Annotated in this window: 19 protein-coding genes; 11 read left to right on the top strand and 8 right to left on the bottom strand. The window is 63.3% G+C overall.

The window, feature by feature from the left end; all coding sequences use genetic code 11:
- Window positions 1–1,023 (bottom strand): sulfate ABC transporter substrate-binding protein, encoded by a 1,023-nt coding sequence (locus tag ACMV18_RS10900; protein ID WP_420817863.1) that lies wholly within the window; start codon window positions 1,021–1,023, stop codon window positions 1–3.
- A gap of 176 nt (window positions 1,024–1,199) precedes the next feature.
- Entirely contained in the window at window positions 1,200–2,129 is a 930-nt protein-coding gene (locus ACMV18_RS10895; RefSeq protein WP_374256904.1) for an SDR family NAD(P)-dependent oxidoreductase, read from the bottom strand.
- 162 nt (window positions 2,130–2,291) lie between these two features.
- Here ACMV18_RS10895 and ACMV18_RS10890 point away from each other — a divergent pair, with 162 nt between their 5' ends.
- The gene (locus ACMV18_RS10890) at window positions 2,292–3,683 is read left to right on the top strand and encodes an L-serine ammonia-lyase (protein ID WP_420817862.1); all 1,392 of its coding nucleotides are present in this window, start codon (window positions 2,292–2,294) and stop codon (window positions 3,681–3,683) included.
- A gap of 16 nt (window positions 3,684–3,699) precedes the next feature.
- Here ACMV18_RS10890 and ACMV18_RS10885 read toward each other — a convergent pair whose 3' ends face one another.
- The 6 genes from ACMV18_RS10885 to ACMV18_RS10860 all read right to left on the bottom strand — a co-directional run bounded on the left by ACMV18_RS10885 (window position 3,700) and on the right by ACMV18_RS10860 (window position 9,866).
- Window positions 3,700–4,296, bottom strand: coding sequence for a sugar transferase (locus tag ACMV18_RS10885; RefSeq protein ID WP_420817861.1), 597 nt, complete (start codon window positions 4,294–4,296; stop codon window positions 3,700–3,702).
- Window positions 4,293–5,465 carry a DegT/DnrJ/EryC1/StrS family aminotransferase gene (locus ACMV18_RS10880; RefSeq protein WP_420817860.1) on the bottom strand — a complete coding sequence of 391 codons (1,173 nt, stop codon included), beginning with the start codon at window positions 5,463–5,465 and terminating at the stop codon, window positions 4,293–4,295. The genes ACMV18_RS10885 and ACMV18_RS10880 overlap by 4 nt, the downstream gene beginning before the upstream one ends.
- 23 nt (window positions 5,466–5,488) lie before the next feature.
- Complete coding sequence (locus tag ACMV18_RS10875; protein ID WP_420817859.1) at window positions 5,489–6,598, bottom strand: glycosyltransferase family 2 protein; 1,110 nt, start codon at window positions 6,596–6,598, stop codon at window positions 5,489–5,491.
- Entirely contained in the window at window positions 6,595–7,725 is a 1,131-nt protein-coding gene (locus tag ACMV18_RS10870) for a glycosyltransferase (RefSeq protein ID WP_420817858.1), read from the bottom strand. Before ACMV18_RS10870 ends, ACMV18_RS10875 begins: the two co-directional genes overlap by 4 nt.
- 19 nt (window positions 7,726–7,744) lie before the next feature.
- Window positions 7,745–8,392 carry an acyltransferase gene (locus ACMV18_RS10865; RefSeq protein ID WP_374258176.1) on the bottom strand — a complete coding sequence of 216 codons (648 nt, stop codon included), beginning with the start codon at window positions 8,390–8,392 and terminating at the stop codon, window positions 7,745–7,747.
- Window positions 8,393–8,465: 73 nt separating this feature from the next.
- Window positions 8,466–9,866 (bottom strand): lipopolysaccharide biosynthesis protein, encoded by a 1,401-nt coding sequence (locus ACMV18_RS10860; RefSeq protein ID WP_420817857.1) that lies wholly within the window; start codon window positions 9,864–9,866, stop codon window positions 8,466–8,468.
- Between the two features lie 65 nt (window positions 9,867–9,931).
- On the opposite strand from ACMV18_RS10860, the gene lysS reads away from it, so the two are divergent.
- The 10 genes from lysS (at window position 9,932) to ACMV18_RS10810 (ending at window position 20,755) form a co-directional block, all read left to right on the top strand.
- Window positions 9,932–11,458, top strand: a complete 1,527-nt coding sequence (gene lysS / locus ACMV18_RS10855; RefSeq protein ID WP_420817856.1) for a lysine--tRNA ligase — start codon at window positions 9,932–9,934, stop codon at window positions 11,456–11,458.
- Between the two features lie 91 nt (window positions 11,459–11,549).
- On the top strand, window positions 11,550–13,724 hold the full coding sequence (locus ACMV18_RS10850) for a molybdopterin-dependent oxidoreductase (RefSeq protein ID WP_420817855.1): 2,175 nt from the start codon (window positions 11,550–11,552) through the stop codon (window positions 13,722–13,724).
- Window positions 13,725–13,726: 2 nt separating this feature from the next.
- Entirely contained in the window at window positions 13,727–14,326 is a 600-nt protein-coding gene (locus tag ACMV18_RS10845) for a hypothetical protein (protein WP_420817854.1), read from the top strand.
- Between the two features lie 2 nt (window positions 14,327–14,328).
- Window positions 14,329–14,922, top strand: coding sequence for a TlpA family protein disulfide reductase (locus ACMV18_RS10840; protein WP_420817853.1), 594 nt, complete (start codon window positions 14,329–14,331; stop codon window positions 14,920–14,922).
- A gap of 144 nt (window positions 14,923–15,066) precedes the next feature.
- Window positions 15,067–15,516: a type II 3-dehydroquinate dehydratase gene (gene aroQ, locus ACMV18_RS10835; protein ID WP_420817852.1), complete on the top strand. Its 450-nt coding sequence runs from the start codon at window positions 15,067–15,069 to the stop codon at window positions 15,514–15,516.
- A gap of 79 nt (window positions 15,517–15,595) precedes the next feature.
- Window positions 15,596–16,060: an acetyl-CoA carboxylase biotin carboxyl carrier protein gene (accB, locus tag ACMV18_RS10830; RefSeq protein ID WP_420817851.1), complete on the top strand. Its 465-nt coding sequence runs from the start codon at window positions 15,596–15,598 to the stop codon at window positions 16,058–16,060.
- 15 nt (window positions 16,061–16,075) lie between these two features.
- Window positions 16,076–17,425, top strand: coding sequence for an acetyl-CoA carboxylase biotin carboxylase subunit (gene accC / locus ACMV18_RS10825; protein ID WP_420817850.1), 1,350 nt, complete (start codon window positions 16,076–16,078; stop codon window positions 17,423–17,425).
- Window positions 17,426–17,444: 19 nt separating this feature from the next.
- Window positions 17,445–18,389 carry a 50S ribosomal protein L11 methyltransferase gene (gene prmA / locus ACMV18_RS10820; RefSeq protein ID WP_420817877.1) on the top strand — a complete coding sequence of 315 codons (945 nt, stop codon included), beginning with the start codon at window positions 17,445–17,447 and terminating at the stop codon, window positions 18,387–18,389.
- 8 nt (window positions 18,390–18,397) lie between these two features.
- Window positions 18,398–19,822, top strand: coding sequence for a zinc-ribbon and DUF3426 domain-containing protein (locus ACMV18_RS10815; protein WP_420817849.1), 1,425 nt, complete (start codon window positions 18,398–18,400; stop codon window positions 19,820–19,822).
- 27 nt (window positions 19,823–19,849) lie between these two features.
- Entirely contained in the window at window positions 19,850–20,755 is a 906-nt protein-coding gene (locus ACMV18_RS10810) for a carbohydrate kinase family protein (RefSeq protein ID WP_374258160.1), read from the top strand.
- Window positions 20,756–20,840: the final 85 nt, after the last annotated feature.

The raw sequence follows: 20,840 nt of genomic DNA, 5'->3' as shown, positions 1-20,840 counted from the left end.
TCACTGACGGCGACCGCTCGCCGTGATCTGGTCGTAAATGCCGCCGTCTTTGAAGTGATCGTTTTGCGCCTTCTTCCAGCCGCCAAACACTTCATCCACCGTGAACGTCGGGACATTGATGAAGGCCGACTTGAACTGCGCCAGCACTTGTGGCGAACGGGGACGCAGGTGGCTCTTGGCCGCGATCAACTGCCCTTCATCCGACCAGAGGTACTTCAAGTAGGCTTCGGCCTGCTTGCGTGAGCCCTTCTTGTCGACCACCTTGTCCACCACACTGACGGGGTTCTCCGCCAGGATGGTCACCTTAGGGTAGACCACCTGATAGTCACCGTTGAACTCGTTTTGGATGAGTGGCACTTCGCTTTCGAAGGTCACCAGGGCATCACCGATGTTGCGCTGAGCAAAGGTGGTGGTGGCTGCACGCCCACCGCCATCAAAAACGGGTACGTTGGCAAACAGCTTTTCAACCAAGCCACGCGCCTGCACGGCATTGCCGCCCGACTTGATGACCGAACCCCAGGCTGCCAGGTAGGTGTAGCGACCGTTGCCAGATGTCTTGGGGTTGGGGATCACAACCGACACACCCGGCTTGGCCAGATCGGTCCAGTCCTTGAGGCCCTTGGGATTGCCCTTGCGCACCAGGATCACGGTGACCGAGGTGGTGGGCGCGCTGTTGTTGGGCAAGCGCTTGGCCCAATCTGCGGGCACCAAACCACCGCGTTCGGCCAGGATGTCGATGTCATTGGCCTGGTTCATGGTGATCACGTCTGCAGCCAGACCGGCGACCACACTGCCCGCTTGCTTGCTGGATCCACCATGAGACTGGTTGATGGTGACCGTCTCGCCGGTTGTCTGCTTCCAGTACTTGGCAAACGCGACGTTGTAGGCTTTGTAGAACTCACGGGTCACGTCATAGCTGACATTGAGCAGGGTGGTATCGGCGTGTGCCAACGAACTCAGGCCCGAGGCCATGACCGCGGCAACGCTCAAGTGACGCAGGGTGTTCTTCCAAGAAATGAGCATGACGGACCTCTTCTCTAATGCAATGAACGCATGTTAGAGAGCGCCCCTCATCTGAAGAACAACTTATTTGTCACTTGTATATGCAGAAAACAAAAAAGGGCGACGCCTCATCGGCCATCGCCCTACTGCACAGCCGCTCACGCGGCCACGGCACACTGCAACTCAGATGTGATCGGTCACAGCGCGCTCATCACCTTGGTCAACTGCCCCTGCGTCTGGACCATGCCGCTGCCAGGAACCACTTCGCCAGCACGGTCTTGAATGGCATCCCACTGCGCAACCACTTGTTCGGCGGCATCAGCCCCCGGCTTGATCACCACGCCATCGGTCAAGGTGACATGGGCGGCACCAAACGCGCCCGCGCCCGCGCACAGGATGGCGCGCGTCGGCGCATCTTCCGCCACAAGTGCCAGCAAACCTGGGGTGACGCTCTCAGGCGTCAGCAGCTTGAGCAAATCGGCTGGCAGGAGGTCTTCGGTCATGCGTGTGGCCGCCGTCGGCGCCAAGCAATTCACGCGGATGTTGTTCTTCTCGCCTTCCAGAGACAGGGTCTGCATCAGCCCCACCACGGCCATCTTCGCGGCACCGTAGTTCGATTGACCAAAGTTGCCATACAGGCCCGATGACGAGGTCGTGAACACAATACGGCCGTAGCCTTGCTCACGCATGATGTCCCACACGGCCTTGGTGGTGTAGACACTGCCCATCAGGTGCACGTCCACCACCAGGCGGAAGTCATCGAGCGACATCTTCGAGAAACTCTTGTCGCGCAAGATCCCGGCGTTGTTGACCAGGATGTCGATGCGCCCCCACTCGGCCATCACCTGCTCGACCATGGCCTGCACGCCAGCCGGATCCGTGACGGAGCAACCATTGGCCATGGCCACGCCACCCGCCGCACGGATTTCCGCCACCACCGCATCTGCGGCCGCACTGCTGCCACCACTGCCGTCACGGCTGCCGCCCAGATCGTTGACCACCACCTTGGCACCACGCGCCGCCAAAGCCAAGGCATGGCTGCGGCCCAAGCCGCCCCCTGCGCCCGTCACGATGGCCACGCGGCCGTCAAATCGCAAGTCACCGTGAGAAGAAGTCGATGCAGTCATGGAATGAATCTCGATACAGCAATTGAAACGAAGGCCACATCATCGCTCATCCACATGGCACCAACGACAGACTCCGTGTGAATCATCACAAGTGCGTCGGGTTAGCCCACTTGCCTACAACTCGGAACGCAGTTCAAGATCTCCAGCAGCAGGAGTCGCATCATGGCCACTTCCGTCTTCGATCTGTTCAAGGTTGGCATTGGCCCTTCGAGTTCGCACACGGTGGGCCCCATGCGGGCCGCCAAGCTCTTTGCCCAGCAACTGCAGGCCAATGGTCAGCTGACGTCATGCGCGCATGTGCAATGTGATCTGCTGGGATCCCTGGGCGCGACCGGACTCGGGCATGGCAGTGGCCGGGCGGTGGTGCTGGGGCTGATGGGGCATGCCCCCGATACGGTCCCGCTGGACCTCATCCCGGGATGGATGGAAGCCGTGGCACGCCGGGGGCGTTTGTCCCTGATGGGGCTGCACGACATCCGGTTTGATCTCCCCCGAGACCTCCGCTTTCGTCCTGCAGAGCGCTTACCCTTTCACCCCAATGCCCTGCGCCTGACGGCTTGTGATGCCCAGGGGCACGACTTGCTACAGCGTACCTATTACTCGGTAGGCGGCGGTTTTGTGATCAGCGATGACGCCGCTTCAGATGTGGGCGCACTGCACAAAATTGCCACGCGCGCCGACGAGTTGCCGTTGAGCTTCCACAGCGCCAAGTCCTTGCTCGCCCTGACAGGTGAACATCAATTGAGCATTGCGGATCTGATGCGTCACAACGAAGCGCACTGGCGAAGCGATGCGGAGGTGCGCGCGGGTCTGCTGGGTATCTGGTCGGCCATGCAGGCCTGCGTCGAACGTGGCCTGCATGCAGAAGGCACCCTGCCAGGCGGGTTGCAGGTCCGGCGGCGCGCCCCCATGCTGTATCAAACGCTGAGCCAGCGTTCACTCCATGACGACCCCTTGCTCGTGATGGACTGGGTCAATCTGTACGCCTTGGCGGTCAATGAAGAAAACGCCGCCGGCAACCGGGTGGTCACTGCGCCCACCAACGGGGCCGCCGGCATCATTCCAGCGGTCTTGCATTACTACCGCCGCTTTGTGCCCGGCGCCTCAGACACCGGCGTGGAAGACTTTTTGTTGACCGCTGCGGCCATCGGCCTGCTCTACAAAGAAAACGCGTCCATTTCTGGCGCCGAAGTGGGTTGCCAGGGCGAGGTGGGCGTGGCCTGCTCCATGGCTGCGGCCGGCTTGTGCGCCGTACTGGGCGGCACCCCAGAGCAGATCGAAAACGCCGCAGAGATTGGCATGGAACACCACCTCGGCCTGACCTGCGACCCCGTGGCAGGACTGGTGCAAATCCCCTGCATTGAGCGCAATGCCCTGGCGGCCGTCAAAGCCATCAATGCGGCACGCCTGGCGCTGCATGGCGATGGCCGCCATCGCGTGAGCCTGGATCAAGTCATTCTGACCATGAAACAAACGGGGGCGGACATGCAGTCACGCTACAAAGAAACCGCGCAAGGCGGCCTGGCATTGACGGTGAACATCGTGGCCTGCTGAGCGGCCGCCGCGCCCCTCAGCGACGCACGATGGCAGCGAGGGTGCGAGCAATCAGCTGAATGTCGAGCCACACCGAGGCGCGGTCCACATAGGCTGCAGCCAGCGCCAGCTTGTGCGGCAGCACTTCGTGGATGTAGGCGTGCTCCGGGTCGGCGGCGCGTCCCAGTACAGTGCTCTCGTCACGGTATTCAATCGACGCGATGTCGGTGATCCCCGGACGAACCGACAAAATCTTGTCGCGCAACGCTGCTGGATAGTGCGCCACATACCGTGGCACCTCCGGGCGTGGTCCGACCAGGCTCATCGTGCCCTGCCAGACATCCAGCAGTTGAGGCAACTCGTCGAGCTTGGAAGCCCGCAAAAAATGCCCCACACGGGTGATGCGACGGTCTGCACCCACCGTGATCTGCAAGCCCTTGTCTGCGGGCTCATGCCGCATGGTGCGGAACTTGTGGATGCGGAACGGTTGACCAAAACGCCCCACGCGTTCTTGTCTGAAAAACACCGGACCGGGGGAGTCGAGCTTCACGGCCAGCGCAATGAGCACCAGGATGGGCCCCAGCGCCAGCAGGCCCAGCGACGACATCACCCAGTCAAACAACCGCTTGCTCATCGACCCAACGCCTTGCGGACCGAGGTGATGACACGCTCGACGTCCTCGTCGGTCATGCGGGTGTACAGCGGCAGTGTGACCATGCGCTCGTAGGCCTTCTGGCTGTGCGGGAACGCCTCGGGTTTCAAGTCGTAGCGTTCTTTCCAGTACGGGTGCAGATGCAGCGGGATGTAGTGCACGCTGACCCCGATGCCATCGGCAAACAGGCTTTCGATGAGCTGATCGCGTTGAATGGGCGCATCGTCGGTCAGACGCACCACATACAGGTGCCACGAGTGCAGATCGCCCGCATGCACGGGACGGGGTGGCACGATCAGCGGCAAGTCGGCCAGGGCCTCGTCGTAGCGTGCGGCGATCTGCTCACGGCGCACCTGGAAGCCGGGCAGACGCTTGAGCTGATGCAGCCCCATGGCGGCGGCAATGTCCGTCAGGTTGTACTTGAAGCCCGGGGCCACGATTTCGTAGTACCAGCTGGGCACCTTGGCGGTAAATCGGTCGAAGGCATCGCGGTTGATGCCGTGCAGGCGCATCACCTTGGCGCGAGCAGCCAGCTGGGCGTCGCGCGTCACCAGCATGCCGCCCTCACCGGTGGTCATGGTCTTGTTGGCATAGAAGCTGAACACCACGGCATCGCTTTGCAGTGTGCCGATGCGCGCGCCACGCCAAGTGGTGGGCAAAGCGTGCGCGGCGTCTTCCACCACCTTCAGGCCATGCTTGCGGGCAATCGCCATGATGGCGTCCATGTCGACCGACAAGCCGGCGTAGTGCACGGGCATCAGCGCCTTGGTGCGCGGGGTTATGGCCGCTTCAATGGCGGCGGGATCGATGTTGAGGGTGGCGGGATCAATGTCGACCAGCTTGACGTCGGCACCGAGGTAGCGCACCACTTCGGCCGTGGCCGTGAAGGTGTGCGTAGTCGTGATGACCTCATCGCCCGGGCCAATGCCCAAGGCTTCCAGCGCCAGATGCAAACCCGCGGTGGCCGAATTGACGGCGATCGCCTGCAAGCTTGCATCACCCAGGTAGTCCACAAACGCCTGCTCGAACTGACGCGCCTTGGGACCGGTGGTCACCCAGCCAGAGCGCAGGGTGTCGACGACTTCGGCGATTTCTTCCTCGCCAATTTCGGGCAAGGCAAACGGCAGGAAGGGTTGAGAAGAAGAACTCATGACAAACTCGATCAGGTTGAGGCTCAGCGTGTGAGCCGACCAAATGCAGGATCAGGGCGACGGCGAACCAGGGCATCCCACCAGCCACGCAAGGAGCCCAGGCCGTAGCCGAAGTGATAAGCCGCGATGACATCGGGCAGGTGCTTGAGCAACTCGCGCCCTTGCGCCTGGGCGATCTGCCAGCTGATGGCATAGACCGCCACACCATAGGCCACCGACAGCAAGACGGCGCCCAGGGCTGTGGCCGTGGTCAGCCAGATCAGGCCCATCAGCCACACCTCATTCAAAGGTGCGCACTTCACCAGCAACGCCCCCGCAAAAGTGGCCATCACCAAGGTGATGAGCGTTGCCACAAACAGTCCCGGAATCAGATGCCGCACCGCGGCCGCCTGACCATGCTTGGTCATGACAAAGGGCTTCCAGTAACCGTACTGACGGTACTGACGGAACACGTCGGCCTTGCTGGCGCGCGGGAAATAGGTCGAACGGATGCTGGACGACTGCCAGATGCGCCCGCCACCTTTGTGGATGCGCAGGTTGTGCTCGTCGTCCTGATTGCGCACCAACTGCTCGTCGAAACCACCGAAACGCTCAAAGGTGGCACGCGGCCAAGCCCCCAGGTACACGGTGTCCACTTCGCCGTTGTGGTTCAGGTCGCGCGACAAAGCCCCCCCGGCCACCAGTCGGGACTGAAAGGCTGCGGCAATCGCTCGTTGCACCACGCCACGCGCGCCTTCGGTGCCTTGCGCACGCCAGGGACCACCCACGTTGTCGGCCCCCGTGGCCTGCCAGGTCGCCAGGCACTGCGCCACGTAATCTTCGGCATAGACCGTGTGCACATCCAGGCGCACGATGAACTCGCCTTGCGACTGCTCGATACACCGGTTCAACCCACAGGACACGATGCGCCCCGGGTTGTCGATCATGTGAAACCGCGCATCCTGCGCGCACCAGTCGGCCAAACGCTCGCGGGTGCCATCGTCGCTCATGCCATCGGCGATCCACACCTCCAGCGTCCAGCCGTCCGGAATGGATTGGGCTGCAACACTGGCACAGAAGTCGGTGATGTAGTCGCGCTCGTTGCGGCACGGCACGATCACAGACACGACGCGGGAAACGGCTTGATCGCTCACGAACGCTCCTGAGGACGGGGACGCGTCAGGCGATATGTGGTCGGATGCAGCAAACGCTGATACAGGCGCCACATGGCATCCATCTGCCCGCGACGCGAGGCATCACGTTCGATGCGTGCGCGGTTGTACTGCCCCATTTGCGTGGTTTGCTGCGGATGGTCATGGGCCTGCAACAGGGCGTCGGCCAACGCATCGACATCCCGAATCGGCACGATCCAGCCCCCCTGCTCGTCAATCCACTGCCGATTGGCGGGCAAGTCCGAACCAATGATGGGCAAGGCACACGACATGGACTCCAGCACCGACACCGAGGTCGCATCGCTGGTGGGCACAGACACCGACACGCGACTGCGCTGGATGGCAGCCACCATCTCGGCATCACCGACGCGTCCGTGAAACTGCACCAGATCCTGCAAGCCCAGCGATTTGACGCGCTGACTCAACTCGTCCTGCAACAAACCGCCACCCAGCAGATGCAAGCGCATCGGGCTGTCGGGGCGCTGCGCCACCACCCGCGCAAACGCTTCGATGATGACGTCGATGTTGTAGTTAGCTTCCCAGGAGCGCAGGCTGATGACCTCGAAGCCTTCGGCCGGCGTGCCCGGCACGAACTTGTCGGTGTCGGCGCCCCACAAAATCTGATGACAAGGGCCGGAGGGATGAAAACGAGCGATCTCCTCGATCATGTCCATCGAGTCGGCCGTCACCAGATCGGCATGGTGCATGGACCACGCCACCACCATGCGCATGAAGCGGCTTTCACGCGGGGTCACGAGCACATCGCTGCCCCAGGCGGTCAGCACACGCGGCACCTTCAAGCCGCACGCCGCTGCCCACAAACCATAGGACGTCACATAGTGGCCATGCACCAGGGTGGGCTGGAAGCGAGCGGCCACTTCCTTGACCACCTTGCGCACACGGGGCAAGGCCGTGAACCAGCTCATCTTGTCACTGCCCGGCGCGATGGCAATCACCTCATCGGCGCCCGGCACCTCGGCAGCCTGGCGCGTGATGACCACAGCCCGCGCCCCACGCTCCACCATCGCTGCCACCCAGCGGCGGGTGTGCACGCTGGCCGCATCGGCAAAAAACAGGATGCGTACACCCTCGGCATCTGGACGATTCATGCTCGTTCCTGTCCTTCCTTTAAACATCTGCAGGCGATGCAGGCGTTCCCTGCAAGGCCCGGCGCAAGTTGTCTTGCCCGGCCCAGTGGGCATACAGGCTGTGCAGTTCTGGGTGACGCTGAAGCAAGGCCCGGTCCACCGAGCGGCTGTCCCCCAGCACCACGGCAGGTTTGCCCGGCGCCTGGGGCCCGACGATGGCGAAGTCAGGCACCTCGCCGGACACAAAGCTGTAGCCCTGCACGATCACCCCCTTGCCGATCTGCGCACCCGGCGCGATCACGCTATGGGGCCCAATGAAGCTGTAAGCGCCGATGCGCGTGGCGCGGCGCACATAACCCACCGGGTCAGCCTCATTCACGTAGCGACGCCCCATCACGCGCACGGCTTTGTGGCTGGAATGGCTGAGCACGGACACAAAATTGGTCACCTGCACGCCCTCTTCGATCAGCAAACCATTCGATCCGTCAATGCGGTTGAAGTGCCCGATGAACACATGGTCCTGCAAGACCAGCTTGCCGTGCCCCTCGATGCTCGCGTGGGTGCTCACACGCGAATGCGGACACCAACTGCCGTCAGCGTTACGCCAGCCGTAAACCACACGCGGGCCGGTGAACACGGCCAGCAAGCGCACGATGGGATGCTTGAGTCGCTGGATCAGGGCCGACATGGGGCAACAATGGGTGAAAGGGCATGCAAAAGGGTGCGCCTATTGTCCCCCATCCGCTGCCCGTCGAGGACCATCAAGGCAGACGGGTCAAGGAAGGCTGCCACAAGGCACGCACCGGGAGCCCCGCATGCTTCAGGAACACACCATAGGCCGCCACGATGGCCACGATGTACCCCAGGCTGGACGACAGCCCGGCCCCCACCGCACCGTAGGCCGGCACCAGGAACCAGCCCAGACCAAAGCTCACCGTGAGAGACAAGCCGGCAATGCTGCCCGACAACTGCGGGCGCCCCAGGTGATTGGTATAGAACGCTGACAAGCTGGACGCCGCCGCATACGCCGCCACCCCTGGCAACAAGGCCGCCAAGGGCAGCAAAGAGGCGGCATAGGCCTCCCCCATCACCCAGGGCAGGCCCCACCAGGCCAGCCCCAGCAACACGGGCGCCGCCGCCAGGGTTGCCAGCACGTTGATGCGAACCGCCTGCACCGTCATGGCGCCCGCCACCCGCACATCCGGGTGACCAATGCGGGCATACGCCGACACCGTCACCGACGACGACAGCAGCCACAACAACTCGGCCACCGTCACAGCCACCGAATACGTGCCCACCACGCTCAAACCGTGGAACCGCTCGACGAGGAACAGTGACGCCCGGTAATTCAACAAGCTCACCACGTTGGTGACACCAATCGTGACCACAAACGGCCACTGCTGCCACCACACTGCCTGCGGCGCCATGAACGAGGTCAGACGTGAACTTTGCAAGGCATCGGCCTGGGCGCCATCACGCTGATCGGCATCCCGCATGGCACGAATGGCCGTGACCACCGCCACCAGCGACTTGCCACTCACCCAGGCAATCAGCACCAGCACCACGGCCGGGGTGCTGCGTGTGCCCCCGTGCATCAACCAGGACGCTCCCATCAAGCCCAGCAGCACCGAAGCCGGGGCCGCCACCTGCGCCACATTGATGGGCCACATGCGGCCTTCCCCCAACCACAGGCCCGTGGCCGTGGGGACCAGGAGCAAGAAGGGCGCCGCCAGCGCCAGCAGCCACAACTGCGAATACGGCATGGCGTCCGCCCACCACGACACGGCCAGCAACACCACCGAGGCCAGCAGCCCCAAGAACACCGCCGCACGCAGCACCCCTTGCAGCATGGGCAAGGTGCGAAGCGCCGAATCGGGCGCCTGCTGTGACACCTGACGCGCCAGCCACAAGCCCAAACCCGAAAACAAAGTCAGCAAGGCCGACTCCACGGCCACAAACAAGGCGAACGCGCCCTGAACCTTGGGCCCCTGACGCGCCACCAGCACCGTGATGGCCAAACCCAGCCCCACGATCAACAGTTTGGCGACCAGATTCCCGAGCGCCGCGCGCGGAATCGCCTGCCAGATCCGCTGCCAAACAGGCACGGAAGCCGACATTTGCGCCGACGACGAAGCAGAAGAAGCGGAATCTTGAGCAGACATGGTGTCATTGTCGCGCACGGTTTCATACAATCGAGGGTTTGGCCGACTTCACTTTTGCCGCCACCATGACCACGCCTCACATTCACCCCACGCACGACACGGCTCCTGAACTCCAGTTCGACACCAACAAACTGGTGGCAGAACGTCGCGAGAAACTGGCCGCCATCCGTGCCCAAGGCGTGGCATTCCCCAACGATTTCAAGCCCGCTGACCGCGCCGGCGCCCTGCACGCGGCCCATGACGGCACGGAAGCCGCCGAACTGGAAGCCCAAGGCATCCAGGTCAGCGTGGGTGGCCGCCTGATGCTCAAGCGCGTCATGGGCAAGGCCTGCTTCGGCACGCTGCAAGACGCCACAGGCCGCATCCAGGTCTATGTGACCCTGGACGCCGTGGGCGCCGACACCCTGGCCGCATTCAAGCACTGGGACTTGGGCGACATCCTGGGCGCCGAAGGCACCCTGTTCAAGACCAAGACGGGCGAGCTGTCGATCAAGGTCAGCATGATCCGCCTGCTGACCAAGGCCCTGCGCCCGCTGCCCGACAAGTTCCACGGCATGACCGATCAGGAACAGAAGTACCGCCAGCGCTACGTCGACCTGATCGTGGACGAAGAGTCGCGCGCACGCTTCATTGCCCGCTCCAAGGCCATCGCCTCCATCCGCGCCTTCATGGTCGACAACCAGTTCCTGGAAGTCGAAACGCCCATGATGCACCCCATCCCCGGTGGTGCCAACGCCAAGCCCTTCATCACCCACCACAATGCGCTGGACCAGGAAATGTTCCTGCGCATCGCCCCTGAGCTCTACCTCAAGCGCCTGGTGGTGGGCGGCTTCGAGCGCGTGTTCGAGATCAACCGCAACTTCCGCAACGAAGGCGTGTCGGTCCGTCACAACCCCGAATTCACGATGATGGAGTTCTACGCTGCATGGTGGAACCACCATGACCTGATGGACTTCACCGAAGCCATCCTGCGTCACGCTGCCATCGCCGCCGTCGGTACCGCCAAGGTCACCTACGGCGAGAAGGAAGTGGACCTGGAGTCGCCTTTTGCACGCATGACCGTGCGCGAATCGCTGATCAAGATGGCCGGCCTGACCGAAGCCGAAGCCGACAGCGCCGAATTCCTGCACAGCAAGCTCAAGCAACTTGGCGAAGAGCCCCCTGCCCGCTGGAACCTGGCCGAACTGCAATTCGGCATGTTCGAAGCCGCCGTGGAAGAAAAGCTGTGGCAGCCCACGTTCATCATCGACTACCCCGTCGAGGTGTCGCCGCTGGCCCGTGCTTCGGACACCAACCCCAGCATCACCGAACGTTTCGAGCTGTTCATCACCGGTCGCGAATACGGCAACGGCTTCTCCGAGCTGAATGACCCTGAAGAGCAAGCCGCTCGTTTCGCTGCTCAGGCTTCGGCCAAGGACGCGGGCGACGAAGAAGCCATGTATTTCGACGCCGACTACATCCGTGCCCTGGAATACGGCCTGCCCCCCACCGGCGGCTGCGGCATCGGCATTGACCGCCTGATGATGCTGTTGACCGACGCGCCCAACATCCGCGACGTGATCCTGTTCCCAGCCCTGCGCCGCGAAGTCTGATCTCGCAACATCTGCAGCAAAACCTTGCAAGGGACCTTCGGGTCCCTTTTCTTTTAGGATGACGCCTCACGATTGACACCCTCCGTCACGCATGAGCCACCCATCCTCTTCATCCGCCCCGACCGGCCCGATCGAAACACGTCATGGCGCGTGCAACCTGTGCGAAGCCATTTGCGGGCTGACGTTTCAGGTGCAGAACGAGCGCATCATTTCCGTCAAGGGCAACGAGGCCGATCCGCTGTCCAGAGGGCACATTTGCCCCAAGGCCGTGGCGCTCAAGGATCTCCATGAAGACCCGGATCGGTTGCGACAGCCCGTGCGGCGTGTCGGCGATCGTTGGGAGCCCATCTCTTGGGACCAGGCGTTTGACCTGGTGGTGGACGGACTGGTCAAAGTGCGCGAGCAGCACGGCGCCCACGCCGTGGCGGTGTACCAAGGCAACCCCAGCATCCACAACTGGGGCAATGTGACCCATGGCCACCTGTTTTTCAGCCAACTGAGAACGCGCGCACGCTTCTCGGCAACCTCGGTCGACCAGCTGCCGCACCACTTGGCGGCCTACTGGTTGTATGGGCATCAATTCATGCTGCCCATCCCGGACATTGACCACACCCAGTACATGATCATGCTAGGGGCCAACCCCATGGCATCCAATGGCAGCCTGATGACCGCGCCCGACATGCGCGGGCGCCTCAAATCCCTGAGAGAGCGGGGCGGCAAACTGGTGGTCCTGGACCCCCGTGAGACGGAAACCGCCACGCAGGCCGACGAGCATCTGGCCATCGTGCCCGGCAGCGATGCGGCCTGGCTGCTGTCCGTGATTCACACACTGTTTGACGAGGCGCTGATCAAACCCGATGCGTGGTCCGAACTGATCCAGGGACTGGATGCACTCCAAGCAGCCGTACACCCCTTCAGCCCCGAGGCAACGGCCGCCCACACCGGAGTGGACGCCGCCATCACACGCCGTCTGACCCGCGAGTTTGCACACACGTCTGCTGCCGTGATGTATGGCCGCATGGGGGTCTCGACACAAGCGCATGGCGCCATCTGTCAATGGGCCATCCAGGTGATCAACCTGTTGACCGGCAATGTCGACCGCGTTGGCGGCGCCCTCCTCACCACCCCAGCCCTCAACCTGATTGCAGCGGGACTGATGGGCAAGGGGCACTACGACGTCTGGCGCAGTCGCGTTCGGGGCGCGCCCGAATTTGCTGGTGAACTGCCTGTGTCCGTGATGGCCGAAGAAATGTTGACACCCGGCAAAGGCCAGATCCGCGCGCTGGTGACGTCCTGCGGCAATCCTGTCCTGTCCACCCCGAACGGCACGCAACTCGACCGCGCCCTGGAAGGGCTGGACTTCATGGTGTCGATGGATTTCTACATCAACGAAACCTCGCGCCACGCCGACGTGATCTTGCCGCCCACCTGCTTTGTGGAGCACGATCATTACGATCTGGTGTTCCTGCATCTGGCGGTTCGCAATACCGCCCGCTATTCCGATGCCATCGTGCCCGCAGCCCCCGGCGCGCGCCACGATTGGCAAATCTACAGCGAGCTGGCGCAGCGCTACGCACGCCGAGCGTGGTCATTGGAGCGCAGCTCCGCCTGGCAGCGCGTACAAGGACTGGCCACGCGCGCACTGATGGCCAAACTGTCTCCTCGGCGCGTTCTGGCACTGGGTTTGCGCCGCCTTCAAGCACCGGTGCGGATGGCCGATTTGCTCGCGCATCCGGAGGGCATCGATCTCGGCCCACTCCAGCCTTCGCTGGTGGCCAACCTTCGCCGCAAACGCAAAACCGTGCCGCTGTTACCCGACGCCGTCGCCCGCGAGCTTCCCTTGGTCACGTCCGAATTCCTGTCCGCTGCATCCGGCGACACCCTGCGCCTGATCGGCCGACGTGATGTGCGAACCAACAATTCGTGGATGCACAACAGCGAACGACTGGTGTCGGGCAAGAACCGATGCGTGCTGTGGATGCACCCGTACGACGCCCAAGCCCGCCAATTGCAAGACGGCCAGAGCGTGGCCGTGAGCTCACGCGTGGGACGTATCATCGTGCCCTTGCACGTGACGACCAAGATTCGCACCGGTGTCGTCAGCCTGCCGCACGGGTGGGGCCACAACCGAGCGGGCGTGCAACTGAAAGTTGCACAAGCGCATGCGGGTGTCAGCATCAATGACCTGACCGATGACCGCGCCATCGATCGCCTCAGTGGCAACGCCACCTTCAGCGCCGTGCCTGTCGAAGTTTCCCCCGCCTGACGATGTCCACTCACATCACCCTCGAAATCGCCGCCTCAGCCGCACGCCTCGTCGTGGAAGAGGGGCTGGAATACGGCCCCGCCAAGCGGCGAGCCGTCAAACAGCTGGGACTCAACGGTCGCGCCGAACTGCCCGATAACCAGCAGGTCGAAGATGCGGTCGTCGAGTACCTGGCCGTGTTTTGCGCCGACACGCAGCCTCAGGAATTGGCCGCCTTGCGCGAAACAGCGGCACTCTGGATGGGCCGACTGGCCGAATTCCGCCCGCATCTCACAGGTGCCGTCTGGCGCGGCACCGCCACCCGCCTGAACGACATCCATCTGCAACTCTATTGCGATGACAGCAAGTCCGCCGAGATCGCCTTGCTGGATAAGGGCGTGGACTACGACGTGGGCAGTGTTCCGGGCCCGCGTGGCCACAGCGTCGACCGCTTGAGCATGACGGTTCAATGCCCCGGCCTGCAAGAGGCGGTGGGCCTGCACCTGACCATTCTGGATGCAGACGACCTCCGCGGCGCCCTCAAACCCGACGCCAAAGGCAAGACGGAGCGCGGCGACTTGCCCGCGCTGCAGCGCATGATGGCCGAACCCAACCCCACCTGACCATGTCACCAACTCCCGAGCAAACCATGCCATCCCCCACCCGACGCAGACTGATCGGCGCGGCTGCCGCCAGCGTGGCAGTCACAGCAGGGGCCTTGGTCTGGCTGAATCGCCCTCGCCCCAGCACACCCATCGCGCCCAGCAAGCCCGCCGGCGAACCCGCCCCCGCCGACCTGTGGTCGCAGCAATTTGATACGCCAACAGGTGGCACGCTCAAATTGGCAGACTACCGTGGGCACCCCCTGGTCCTGAATTTCTGGGCAACATGGTGTCCGCCCTGCGTCAAAGAGTTGCCAGAGCTGAACCACTTTCACGAAGCGTTCCACGCCAAAGGCTGGCGTGTCGTGGGGCTGGCCATCGACGGCCCGACACCCGTGCGTGAATTTTTGGCCAAAGTCGGGGTAGGATTCGACATCGGCTTGGCCGGCTTTGGTGGCACGGAACTGTCCCAGAAACTCGGCAACGCCGCTGGTGGGCTGCCTTTTTCCGTCATCCTGGATGCACAAGGTCAGATTCGCCACCGCATCACCGGCGCCACCAGTTATGACGCCTTGAGCGCACAAGCAGCGCTCATCGACGCGCCAGCGCCCCGCTGAAGCAAGCACCGCCTCCACAACCACGCCAAAGTCAAGAATTGCTGGATTTTCGCCATTTGCGGCTAAAATCCGGCTACTTTGATTTTCTTGGCCGAAAACCCAGGATCGTTGCAGACGTAATGCAAGGGTTTACGCCAAAGACACATGAAGATTCTTGTCCTCCATGGCCCCAATTTGAACCTGCTGGGCACACGTGAACCGCAGGTCTACGGCGCCACCACCCTGGAGCAGATCAATGCTGGGCTGGTTGACGCAGCCGCCGCTCGCGGCGTCAGTCTGTCTGCCTTTCAAAGCAACCATGAAGGGGTGCTGATCGATCGTGTGCACGAAGCGCGCACCGACGGCACGGCCTTCATCATCATCAATCCGGGCGCTTTCACGCACACCAGCGTGGCCCTGCGTGATGCACTGGCCGGCGTGGCCATTCCCTTCATCGAAGTGCATCTTTCAAACGTTCACCGACGCGAGCCGTTCCGTCACCACTCCTATTTCTCCGATCTCGCTGAAGGCGTGATCGTGGGTTTGGGTGCCGCCGGCTACCGTCATGCCCTGGATGCCGCCCTGGACCGACTGGGCGCACCTGTTCGCGGCTGAGCCGCCCCACCCGGACGCCATCAACCGCGATATCCACGAGCGTCACCCGCTCGCTAGTTTTTGCTGGAGTTAGTACACCATGGACCTGCGTAAACTGAAGACCCTGATCGACCTCGTCTCCGAGTCCAACGTCTCTGAACTGGAGATCACCGAGGCCGACGGCAAAGTCCGCATCGTCAAGGCTGGCGCCGCCCCCGTGGTCATGACCATGCCAGTCGCCCAGCACGCTGCCGCCCCCGTGGCCGCCGCCCCCGCACCCGTGGCTGCAGCAGCCCCCGCCGCAGAAGCCGCTCCTGCCGCCGAACTGGCTGGTCACGTGGTCAAGTCGCCCATGGTGGGCACCTTCTATCGTGCGTCGAGCCCCGGCGCCAAGGCCTTCGCTGATGTGGGCGACACCGTCAAGGCGGGTCAGCCTGTCTGCATCATCGAAGCCATGAAGATCATGAACGAGATCGAAGCCGACAAGGATGGCACCATCACCAAGATCCTGGTCGATAACGGTCAGCCCGTCGAATACGGTCAGCCCCTGTTCATCATTGAATAAGGCGGGGACTTCGCCATGTTCAAGAAAATTCTGATCGCCAACCGCGGCGAGATCGCGCTGCGCATTCAGCGCGCCTGCCGCGAAATGGGCATCCAGTCCGTCGTCGTCTACTCCGAAGCTGACCGCGACGCCAAGTACGTCAAGCTGGCCGACGAAGCCGTCTGCATTGGCCCCGCGCCGTCTGCGCAGAGCTATCTGCACATGCCGGCCATCATCTCGGCAGCCGAAGTAACCGACGCCGAAGCCATTCACCCTGGTTACGGCTTCCTGTCGGAAAACGCCGACTTTGCCGAGCGCGTCGAGCAATCCGGCTTCACCTTCATTGGCCCGACCCCAGAGTCCATCCGCATCATGGGCGACAAGGTCTCGGCCAAGCAGGCCATGATCAAGTCGGGCGTGCCGTGCGTGCCTGGTTCGGAAGGCGCCCTGCCTGACGACCCCAAGGAAATCATCAAGATTGCCCGCCAGGTCGGCTACCCCGTGATCATCAAGGCTGCCGGTGGTGGTGGTGGTCGCGGCATGCGCGTGGTGCACACCGAAGCCGCCCTGCTGCACGCCGTGCAGACCACGCAGAACGAAGCGGGTGCTGCCTTCGGCAACCCGCAGGTGTACATGGAGAAATTCCTGGAGCACCCCCGTCACATCGAAATTCAGGTGCTGGCCGACCAGCACAAGAACGCCGTGTGGCTGGGCGAGCGTGACTGCTCCCTGCAACGCCGCCACCAGAAGATCATTGAAGAAGCACCGGCACCCGGCATCAACCGCCGCCTGATCGAAAAGGTGGGCGACCGCTGTGCTGCGGCCTGCAAGAAGATCGGCTACCGTGGCGCCGGCACCTTCGAATTCCTGTACGAAAACGGTGAGTTCTACTTCATTGAAATGAACACCCGCGTGCAGGTGGAACACCCTGTGACCGAGATGGTCAGCGGCGTGGACATCGTGCAGATGCAGATCCGCGTGGCGGCCGGCGAAAAGCTGCCCTTCACACAGCGTCAGATCGAGATGCGTGGCCACGCCATCGAGTGCCGCATCAACGCAGAAGACCCCGTGAAGTTCATCCCCTCGCCCGGCCGCATCACGACCTGGCACGCACCCGGTGGCCCCGGCGTGCGCGTGGACTCGCACGTGTACACCAACTACTTCGTGCCTCCCAACTACGACTCCATGATCGGCAAGCTGATCGTGCATGGCGACACGCGTGACCAGGCTCTGGCCCGCATGCGCACCGCCCTGTCGGAGACCGTGGTGGAAGGCATCCAGACCAACATCCCGCTGCACCGCGAGCTGATGGTCGACGCCAAGTTTGTGGAAGGCGGCACCGACATCCACTATCTCGAAAACTGGATGGCTGCGCGCAAGCGCTGAGGTCAGATCGCACATGGCATTGTTTGAACTGACCTTGCTGGCCAAAGAGGCCGAAGTCGAAGTCCTGAGCGACGCGCTCATGGAAATTGACGCCCTGTCGGTATCGGTGGAAGACGCCGACGCCGACACCGAGCACGAGGAAGCCTTGTGGGGCGAGCCGGGCATGCCCGTCGCCCGCGAGGCCTGGCAGCGCTCGACCATCAAGAGCCTCTTCCCCAGCGAAGCCGAGGCCCTGGAAGCTGCCACCCTCATCCTGGCCCAGGACTGGGCCGGCGACATCCACGTCCAGGGCATTCAGCCTGTGGATGAGCAGGATTGGGTTCGCTTGACGCAATCGCAGTTCCAGCCGGTCCCCATCACCGACAGCTTCTACATCGTGCCCACCTGGCACGATGTGCCGGCTGCCGCCAAGACGGTGATGCGACTGGACCCGGGTCTGGCCTTCGGTACGGGCACGCACCCCACCACCCGCATGTGCCTGAAGTGGATCGCGCAAAACAGCGCGGCCTACCAGGGACAGCGCGTGCTGGACTACGGCTGTGGCTCGGGCATCCTGGCCATTGGCGCCGCCCTGCACGGTTCGGGTGAAGTGGACGCGGTGGACATCGACCCCGCTGCGGTCGACGCCACCCACGCCAATGCCGAAGCCAACCTGGCCCACCTGCGCAACGCGCAAGGCAAGCTGCCCATCAACGCAGGCCTGCCCGATCTGGTGGGTGAGGCGCAAGCTGCTTACCCGGTGGTGCTGGCCAACATCCTGGCCACCCCGCTGAAAATGCTGGCCCCGCTGTTGGCCGGTCACGTGGCAGCCGGTGGTCATCTGGTGCTGGCCGGCATCCTGGCGCGCCAGGAGCAGGAACTGAAGGACGCCTACGCTGAAGTGGGCCTGCAGTTGCAGGTCGCCAACGCAGAAGAGGGCTGGATCCTGATGACCGCCCAAAAATCGGCCAAAACAGTGGCATAAACAGGCTTATGAGCCTGGCGACCCGATGCACCCACTGCGGCACGATCTTCAAGATCGTGCAGGACCAATTGAAGGTGTCCGAAGGCTGGGTGCGTTGCGGCCGCTGTAATGAGGTCTTCAACGCCCTGCCGACGCTGTTTGACTTGGAGACCGAGGCGCCGCCGCCTCGGCCCGCTGCGGCGCGTCCGCCCGAACCCGCTGCTCCGTCCATCGAGCCACCGCAGTCGGTCGCACCGCCACCCGAGGTCGAGCCCCCGCAAACCACCGAAGACGACCTGCCGGTCGACACCTCACCTGTGGTCGCGGCAACGGACTTTGATCTGGACACGTCGGTGGGCTTTTCATCGCCCATCGCACCGCCAGCCGATGTGCCCCCTCCCCCGGCGTGGCAGCCGCCAGCCGAAGACCTGCCCGCCACCGACGAAGCGGACGCACTCGACTCCCGCTATCTGATGCCCTCGGATCGGGAGCGTCTGGTGCCGCCACGACGCCCACGCGCTCGCGCGCCAGAAGGGCCAGAGTTTGCCGATGCGGTCTTCCCCGAAGACGCCATGTCGGAAGCCGAGCAGGAATGGGCCTCCGACTTTGGTCACTCCCAGCCTGCCGAGCCACAGCCGCCAGTGGCACCTGTGGCACGCTCGCCATTGGCGCCCCCCGAGTTGCCGCCAACACCGACACCTGTCGCCGCGCCTGCTGCAGCAGAGCCCATCGCGGTGCCGCTGATGTCGTCCCGCGAGAAGGCGAAAGCCGCTGACAAGGCGGCTGGCACCTTTGAGCCCGAGCAAGCGCTCCCGCCCCCTAGCCAGCGCAAGGGCAAATCGGGCACACGTGGACGCGTGCCGCCGCAAGAGACCCCCGAATTCCTGCGCCGAGCCCAGCGTCAGGCGTTCTGGCGCAACCCATCCACACGCGGCGTGTTGTTCGGCATGGCCATTGCGCTGGTGCTTGCACTGGTCATGCAGGTGGCCCATCAGTTCCGCGACTTGTTGGCGGCCTACTACCCAGACAGCCGCCCCGCCTTTGCGTGGTGGTGCGAAACCATGGGTTGCAAGATGGCCCCGCCCCTGCGGCTGGAGGATCTGCAAGTCGACAACGTGACCTTGGTGCGCGCCAATTCGGAAGGCCCTGACCGCTATCGCCTGGCGGTGGTCGTTCACAACCGCGCCCCGATTGACATCGCCTGGCCGCATGTGGACCTGAGCCTGACCGACGCCAACGGCATCCTGATTGCCCGACGCGTGTTTTCCCCTGTTGATGCGCAATGGCTGGACACGGCCGATGCCGCGGCCAACGATGACAAAGCAGCCAGTGCGGCCACCGCTGCCAGCCGCCCCGCCGCGGCACCTGGCGACAAGAGCACCACGCTGGTCTGGAACCTGCGCACCCGCAATTTGCAGCCCGCGGGCTACACCGCCGAGCTGTTCTATCCCTGACCCCTCACCCTTTCACCAAGGCACACCATGTCTGTCCTGATCTGCGGCTCCCTGGCCTTTGACACGATCACCAACTTCCCCGGCCGCTTTGCTCAGCAGATCCTGCCCGATCAGGTGCACATCCTGAACGTCGCCTTCCTGGTGCCCACGCTGCGCAAGGAGTTCGGTGGCTGCGCTGGCAACATCGCCTACAGCCTCAAGCAACTGGGTGGCGATCCGCTGATCATGGCCACACTGGGCAAAGACGGTGCCATCTACCGCAACCGTCTGGAGCATGTCGGGCTGAGCCAGGAGTTCGTGCGCACCATCGAGAGCGATTACACCGCGCAAGCGATGATCATCACCGACCAGGACAACAACCAGATCACCGCCTTCCACCCCGGCGCCATGCAGCAAGCCCACGTGCAGCGCATTGAAGCCGACCCACGCATCAAGCTGGCCATCGTGGCCCCGGATGGCCGCGACGCCATGATTCAGCACGCCGAGCAACTGCAAGCCGCCGGCATCCCCTTCGTGTTCGATCCGGGTCAAGGCTTGCCCATGTTCGATGGCGACGATCTCAAGCGTTTTGTGTCGCAAGCCACCTGGGTGGCCGTCAACGACTACGAAGGCAAGATGCTGGCCGAGCGCACCGGCCAAAGCCTGGCCGAGCTGTCGAAGTCTCACCTCCAAGGCTTGATCGAGACCCTGGGCGGCGAAGGTTGCAACGTCTGGATTCAAGGTGAAAAGACCCACGTGCCCGGCGTGAAGGCCGAGGCCCTGGTTGATCCGACCGGTTGCGGTGACGCCTTCCGCGGCGGCCTGCTCTACGGTCTGTCGCAAGGCTGGGATCTGGTGAAGTCGGTGGCACTGGCCAATCGCCTTGGCGCCATCAAGATCGCCGTGGCCGGCCCGCAAAACTACACGCTGGACCGCGCTGAACTGGGCCTGTAAGACGCATCACACCCCACAGAGGGAGTGCGTCACCGGTCTGCTTCGCGGAACATCTCGCCTGATCACCACAGGGGCCATCCATGGC

The organism is Aquabacterium sp. (assembly GCF_048860245.1).
GTDB lineage: Bacteria > Pseudomonadota > Gammaproteobacteria > Burkholderiales > Burkholderiaceae_C > Aquabacterium.
This window is presented reverse-complemented; position numbering and strand designations above follow the sequence as displayed.